A 7,168-nucleotide genomic window follows, 5' to 3' on the forward strand; every position below is an offset into this window, starting at 1 on the left:
GCGTCAACGCTGGTGCTGACGCTGGCCGGCTGCGCCAGCTCCAATGGCATCGCGCCGGGCGCGAAGCTGGTCGAGCCGGCGACGGTCGGCCTGGCCGCGAAGGCCGACGCAGCCTCGCCGGCCATCGAGGCCAACTGGTGGCAATCGTTCGGCGACAGTTCGCTGAACGGGCTGGTCGACAAGGCGCTGACCGGCAGCCCGAACCTGCGCGTGGCGCAGGCGCGCATCACGCGGGCGCAGGCCGCGATCGATAACGTGGCGGCGGCCGACGGCCTGCAGGTCACCGGGCAGTTCGATGCCACCCGCCAGCGCTTCACCGAGACCGGCCTGGTGCCGCCCCCGATCGGCGGCACGATGCAGACCACCGCGACGCTGCAGGCCGCCGCCTCGTGGGAGTTCGATTTCTTCGGCCGCAACCGCGCCGCGCTCGACGCCGCCCTCGGCAGCCAGCGCGCGCAAGAGGCCGAGCTGCAAGCCGCACGCGTGCTGCTGGCAGCCAACGTCTCGCGCAACTACGTGCAGCTGGCGCGCCTGCTCGAGCAGCGCGATGTCGCGACCCGCTCGCTGCAGCAGCGCGACGACATCCTCGCGCTGATCCGCCAGCGCGTGCAGGCCGGGCTGGACACCACCGTCGAGCTGCGCCAGGGCGAGGGCGCCTTGCCCGAGACCCGCCAGCAGGTCGAGGCGCTCAACGAGCAGATCGCGCTGACCCGCCATGCGCTGGCCGCGCTGACGGCGCAGGCCCCGAACGCGCTCGACACGCTGAGCCCGCGCCTGCAGCCGGTGCAGGCGGTGCCGCTGCCGGCCAACGTGCCGGCCGACCTGCTGGGCCGCCGCGCCGACATCAGCGCCGCGCGCTGGCGCGTCGAGGCCGCCACCAGCGACGTGAAGTCCGCGCGCGCCCAGTTCTACCCGAACGTCAGCCTGACCGGCTTCGCCGGCTTTTCGAGCATCGGGCTGGACAACCTGCTGAAGTCCGACAGCCAGCAGTACGGCATCGGCCCGGCGATCCGCCTGCCGATCTTCGACGGCGGCCGGCTGCGCGCCAACCTGCGCGGCAAGTCGGCCGACCTCGATGCCGCGATCGAGAGCTACAACGCCGCCGTGCTCGACGCGGTGCGCGACGTGGCCGACCAGATCAGCTCGCTGCAGTCGATCGAGCGCCAGCAGAAGGAACAGGCCAGTGCCCAGGCCTCGGCCGAAGCGGCCTATGACATCGCGACGCAGCGCTACAAGGCCGGCCTCGGCACCTACCTGGTGGTGCTGAACGCCGAGTCCACGGTGCTGACGCAGCGCCGCCTGGGCACCGACCTGAAGGCGCGCGCGCTCGACACGCAGGTGGCGCTGATCCGCTCGCTGGGCGGCGGCTATGTCGCCGCGCCGCTGCGCACCGCGCAAGCCTCCTGATCCCGACCCGATTCCATACAAACACAGCAAGTCCCCCGGAGAACCTTTCATGACCTCCCCGCAAGACAACACCGCTCCCGCAGTCACCGGCAACCCGACCCGCAAGAAGGCCCTGACCGCCGTGGCGGCCGCCGTCGCGGTGGTCGGCGTCGCCTACGGCGCGTACTACGCGCTGGTGCTGAACCACTACGAGTCGACCGACAAYGCCTACGTGCAGGGCAACGTCGTGCAGCTGACCCCGCAGGTCGGCGGCACCGTGCTCGCGATCAATGCCGACGACACCGACTTCGTGAAGGCCGGCCAGCCGCTCGTGAAGCTCGACCCGGCCGATGCGCAGGTCGCGCTCGACCAGGCCGAAGCCCAGCTCGCGCAGACGGTGCGCGAGGTGCGCACGCTGTTCGCGAACAACTCGACGCTGAAGGCGCAGATCGCGCTGCGCGAGGCCGACCTGGCCCGTGCGCAGGCCGACCTCGTGCGTGCGCAGGACGACGTGAACCGCCGCGCCCCGCTGGTCGCGAGCGGCGCCGTCGGCAAGGAAGAGTTCAACCACGCGAACGCGCAGCTCGCCGCGTCGAAGAGCGCCGTCGCGGCCGCGCAATCGGCCTCGCTGGCCGCGCGCGAGCAGCTCACGTCGAACCAGGCGCTGACCGACAACACCTCGGTCGAGGAGCACCCGAACGTGCAGCGCGCCGGGGCCCGCGTGCGCGAGTCCTACCTGGCGCTGCGCCGCGCCGACCTGCTGGCTCCCGTCGACGGCTACGTCGCCAAGCGCAGCGTGCAGGTCGGCCAGCGCGTGCAGGCCGGTGCGCCGCTGATGTCGGTGATCGCGCTGAACCAGCTGTGGGTCGATGCCAACTTCAAGGAAAGCCAGCTGAAGAACCTGCGCATCGGCCAGCCGGTCACGCTGCAGGCCGACGTGTACGGCAAGAAGGTCGAGTACCGCGGCCGGATCGAAGGACTCGGCGCCGGCACCGGCTCGGCGTTCTCGCTGCTGCCGGCGCAGAACGCCACCGGCAACTGGATCAAGGTGGTGCAGCGCGTGCCGGTGCGCGTCGCGCTCGACCCGAAGGAGCTTGCCGAGCACCCGCTGCGCGTGGGCCTGTCGATGGACGCCAAGGTCGACGTGAGCAACACCGACGGCAAGATGCTGGCCGATGTGCAGCGCAGCTCGGCGGTCGCGCAGACGGCGGTGTTCGACCTGGTCAACCAGGCGGCCGACGGCGAGGTGCGCAAGATCATCGCGAGCAACCTCGGCCATGCGCTGAAGCCCGACACCAAGGTGGCGGCACGCCGCAGCGAGGCGGCGACGCCGGCCGCCGCCGCGGGCGAGACGGTTGCGTCGAGCGCCGTCGCCGCCGCGGTCAAGCTGACCCCGGTCAAGCAGTAAGCCAGCCCCAGAGATCCGCGGAGCCTTCCCATGTCCTCCACCACCGCCGATGCGGTGTCCGGCGCCGAAGCGCCGGCGCCTGCGCCCGCCCCGGTCGCGCCGCCGCGTCCGGTGGCCCATCCGCCGCTGACCGGCAGCCAGCTGGTCCTCGGCACGATCGCGCTGTCGCTCGCGACGTTCATGAACGTGCTCGACAGCTCGATCGCCAACGTCTCGATCCCGGCCATCGCCGGCGACATGGGCGTGAGCCCGAACCAGGGCACCTGGGTCATCACCTCGTTCGGCGTGGCCAACGCGATCTCGGTGCCGCTGACCGGCTGGTTCACGCGCCGCTTCGGCCCGGTGCGCCTGTTCATGGCGAGCATCCTGCTGTTCGTGTTCTCGTCGTGGCTGTGCGGCCTGGCGCCGAACATCGAGACGCTGATCGCGTTCCGCGTGCTGCAGGGCCTGGTGGCCGGCCCGATGATCCCGTTGTCGCAGACGCTGCTGCTGGCGAGCTACCCGGCCGCCAAGGCCGGCACCGCGATGGCGATGTGGGCGATGACGGTGCTGGTCGCGCCGGTGGTCGGCCCGCTGCTGGGCGGCTGGATCACCGACAACATCTCGTGGCCGTGGATCTTCTACATCAACATCCCGGTCGGCATCCTCGCGGCGATGTTCACCTGGTCGATCTACCGCACCCGTGACGCCGTGCCGCAGAAGGTGCCGCTCGACTACGTCGGCCTGGGCTTGCTGGTGCTGTGGGTCGGTGCGCTGCAGGTGATGGTCGACAAGGGCAAGGAGCTCGACTGGTTCCAGTCCAGCCAGATCATCACGCTGGCCGTCGTCGCGGTGGTGGGCTTCCTGTTCTTCCTCGCGTGGGAGCTGACCGAGAAGAACCCGATCGTCGACCTGCGGCTGTTCGCGCGGCGCAACTTCTGGCTCGCCACGGTGGCGCTGTCGGTGGGCTACGGCGTGTTCTTCGGCAACGTGGTGCTGATGCCGCTGTGGCTGCAGCAGTACATGGGCTACACCGCCACCTGGGCCGGCATCGCGCTGGCGCCGGTGGGGATCCTCGCGATCCTGCTGTCGCCGTGGGTGGGCAAGAACATCGGCAAGATCGATCCGCGGCGCCTGGGCACGGTGGCCTTCCTCGGCTTTGCGCTGGTGCTGTGGATGCGCTCGCATTTCAATACGCAGGCCGACTTCAACACCATCCTGGTGCCGACGATCCTGCAGGGCGCGGCGATGGCGTTCTTCTTCATCCCGCTGCAGGCCATCATCTTCTCGGGCCTGCAGCCGCAGCAGATGGCCGCCGCGGCCGGCCTGAGCAACTTCGTGCGGATCACGGCCGGCGCGATCGGGACGTCGATCTTCACGACGGCCTGGGAGAACCGCGCGGTGCTGCACCATGCGCAGATCGCCGAGACGGTGAACGGCAACAGCATTGCGGCGACGCAGACACTGTCGAACCTCGGCGCCAGCGGCTACAGCCCCGACCAGGCGCTCGCGACGGTGAACCGGCTGGTCGACCAGCAGGCCTACACGATGGCGGCGACCGACCTGTTCTACCTGTCGTCAGCGCTGTTCCTGCTGCTGATCGGGCTGGTGTGGATGACGCGGCCCAAGAAGGGTGGCGCCGGTGGCGGTGGGGGCGGGGCTCACTGACCCGGTTCGGCGGGCGGCGGCGTGTTGCCGTCGTTCGCCGGCCGATCGTTCGTCGGCCGATAGCGGCTGGCCCAGGCCGGTCCCGGCTCCGCGGGTGTGATGCTGTAGGGACCCAGGTGTCCCGGCGTGTGCTGCACCACCAGCGGGGCGGTGGTGCCGATCCGCTGGGCTGCATGCGGTTTGACGGTAGGGAGCGATACAGGGGACATGGGATTTCCGGGTCAGGCGGTCCGTTGAATCGAATGCCCCGAGAGGGGCGCGTGCTGAGTAACGCGCCCACGTCGYCGGTTCACTTTCTGAGGGGTGTCCATGCGACCCCCATTGTGTGCGGCCGGTCGTGTCGCCCGAGGGAACCCGGCGCACGTCCGCGTTACTGACGCCGCGCCTCCACAGCGCGAGTGGTACGTGAGCGCCTTGCAGATCCTCCTGGACGAATTTGCCCGCCGCATCGGCAGTTCGCCCTTCAGCGTGGCGGGTGACCAGGCGCGCTTCGTCTGCAACGACCGCTTCGCGGTGGACCTCTTCTTCGACGCGCGCTTCGAATGCGTGCGCATCGGCACCCAGGTGGGCCATTCGCTGGTCGCGGTGCCGGGGCATGAGCTCTACTGGCGCTGCCTGTCGCGCGCCCAGCGCGACGATCCCCGCTTCGAGGTCTGCTGGAACGCCTACACCGGCGAGATGCTGAGCATGTCGGCGATGCCGATGACGAGGCTCGACATCGACGGCTTCATGCTGTGGATCGAGCGCTTCCTCGGCAGCTCGACCGAGGTGTCCGCGGCCTGGCTCGCCGCGGAGGACCCGCACGGCTGCGGCCTGCCGCTGGCGGATTGCCGCAGCTTCGCCTGAGCGCCGGCCTCAGCGCCTCAGCCCGACACCCCGGCGTACTGCCTGAACTGCCCCCGCCCGGCGTGCTTCGCGGCGTACAGCGCCTCGTCGGCATGGCGCATCGCCTCGGCCAGCGTCGCGCCGTGCGTCGGCCAGACGGCGGCGCCGATGCTGCAGCCCACCCGCAGGTTGTTCAGCGTCAGGTAGCTCATCGGCCGGCGCATGTCGCGCACGATGCGCTCGGCCAGCGTGCGCGACAGCGCGCTGCCTTCACCCGGCAGGCCGGTGATCAGCACCAGGAACTCGTCGCCCCCGAGGCGGAACACGAAATCCTGCTCGCGCGCCAGCTTGCGCAGGCGCCTGGCCACCTGCACCAGCACCTGGTCGCCGGCCGCGTGGCCATGGCGGTCGTTGATCGGCTTGAAAGCGTCCAGGTCCAGGCACAGCACGCAGACCTCGAGCCGCGCCTGATCGACGTCGTCGGCCAGGCGCTCGGCCATCTCGGCCAGGAAACCGCGATTCCACAACCCCGTCAGCGGATCGCGCAGCGCGCGCTGCTCGAGCGACTGCACCGCCTGCTCGCGGTCTTTCAGCGTGTCCTGCAGCTGCGCGACGGCGGCCGCGATCTGCTGCACGTCGTTGCGCCGGCGCGGCAGCGATGTGCCCGGCCCACCGGGTGCGCGCGGGCGGGCGGCGGTGCCGCGCAGCGCATGCGCGAGTTCCTCCACCGGTGCGACCAGCAGCGCGATCAGCCAGCAGCCGATCAGCGAACACAGCAGCCCGATGCCGATGCTCCAGGCCAGCGCGCTGGCGCGCACCTGCTGCGTGGCCGCCGCGGTCGCATCGCCCTGGTCACGGGCCACGACGTGCCAGCGGAAGCCCTTGAACTGCTGCAGCGGCCGGCTCTCGGCCACCGCGGTCAGCGAGGGCCTGCCGTCGCTCCACAGCGTGTCGGCCCAGCCCTCCTGCAGCGCGGCGAGCTGCGCCGGTGCCAGGGTCGGGCCCATGCCGGCCTGCGGCGCCAGCAGCACCGCCCCATCGGGCCCGTACACCGACAGCTGCTGCGTGGCCAGCAGGCCGCGCGGGTTCAGCACCGAGCGGCGCAGCTGGTCGGCCCATTGCCAGCTCAGGTGCAGCGCGATCACGCCGCCCAGGCTGCCGTCGGCGCGCCGGATCGGCGCGGCCACGTCGACGAACTTGACCGCTTCGCCGGGCGAGTTCGGTGCGTAGCGGGCGAGCATCACCGCCTCGTGCACGTCGCCGGTCCACAGGCCTTCGCGGCCATTGAGGAACACCGGGCGGGCGGCGATGGACTGCCCGAGCAGCACGTCGTCGGTGGCGGCGATCACGGTGCCGTCGGCATCGGTCACGCCGATCCAGGCATAGGCGGGCAGGGTCGCGCGCAGCCGGTCGAGCGCGCCGCGGATCTCGGCCGGCGAGGTCGTGCCGCGCAGCACGTCGAGCTGCGACAGCAGGCGCACGTCGCGCGTGCGCTCCGCCATCTCGTACGACAGGCGATCGGCCATGTTGCGCGCGGTCTGCAGCAGCGCCGCGCCGGCCTCGGTGCGCACCTGGTCGGCGGCCCGCCGGGCCCACAGCTGGCCGATCGCCAGCGACAGCAGCATCAGCAGCACGCAGCTGCCCATGCTGGCCTGCAGGCGAAGCGGCCACTGGCGCGGCCGCAGGAGGTGGGCGGGGCGGATCACGCGCGGATTGTCATGCTGCGCCCGCGACGGCAGTGAGCGGAAAAGCGAGCGGGAGCGTCGCCAATTCGGCGCATCGGACGCTACGATGCCGCGTCCACCCGACCGGAGACCCCCATGGACCTGCCCCGATGTGCCGCGCGCCTGGCGCCGCTGGCTGCCGCACTGGCCGTGGCCGGCTGCGCCAACGTCCCGAATC

Annotated in this window: 5 protein-coding genes; 4 read left to right on the plus strand and 1 reads right to left on the minus strand. The window is 71.2% G+C overall.

Translation table 11 applies throughout. The features are described 5' to 3' along the window. From AC1D1T_RS28265 to AC1D1T_RS28280, 4 genes are all read left to right on the plus strand, one after another. The coding region (locus AC1D1T_RS28265; protein ID WP_477992935.1) for an efflux transporter outer membrane subunit at nt 1-1,407 on the plus strand (1,407 nt) is incomplete at its 5' end. Nucleotides 1,408-1,456: 49 nt separating this feature from the next. Continuing rightward, complete coding sequence (locus tag AC1D1T_RS28270) at nt 1,457-2,794, plus strand: EmrA/EmrK family multidrug efflux transporter periplasmic adaptor subunit (protein ID WP_477826397.1); 1,338 nt, start codon at nt 1,457-1,459, stop codon at nt 2,792-2,794. A gap of 30 nt (nt 2,795-2,824) precedes the next feature. Further along, on the plus strand, nt 2,825-4,441 hold the full coding sequence (locus tag AC1D1T_RS28275; RefSeq protein ID WP_052211599.1) for a DHA2 family efflux MFS transporter permease subunit: 1,617 nt from the start codon (nt 2,825-2,827) through the stop codon (nt 4,439-4,441). 414 nt (nt 4,442-4,855) lie between these two features. Beyond that, nucleotides 4,856-5,287 (plus strand): hypothetical protein, encoded by a 432-nt coding sequence (locus AC1D1T_RS28280; protein ID WP_477826398.1) that lies wholly within the window; start codon nt 4,856-4,858, stop codon nt 5,285-5,287. A gap of 17 nt (nt 5,288-5,304) precedes the next feature. Here AC1D1T_RS28280 and AC1D1T_RS28285 read toward each other — a convergent pair whose 3' ends face one another. Continuing rightward, nucleotides 5,305-6,972: a sensor domain-containing diguanylate cyclase gene (locus AC1D1T_RS28285; RefSeq protein ID WP_477826399.1), complete on the minus strand. Its 1,668-nt coding sequence runs from the start codon at nt 6,970-6,972 to the stop codon at nt 5,305-5,307. Between the last annotated feature and the right edge of the window lie 196 nt (nt 6,973-7,168).

This window comes from Rhizobacter sp. P2_H3 (genome assembly GCF_056403355.1).

Excerpts from the sequence above, each read along its gene's own strand:
- AC1D1T_RS28275 (WP_052211599.1), top strand. The coding sequence starts at position 2,825 with ATGTCCTCCACCACCGCCGATGCGGTGTCCGGCGCCGAAGCGCCGGCG.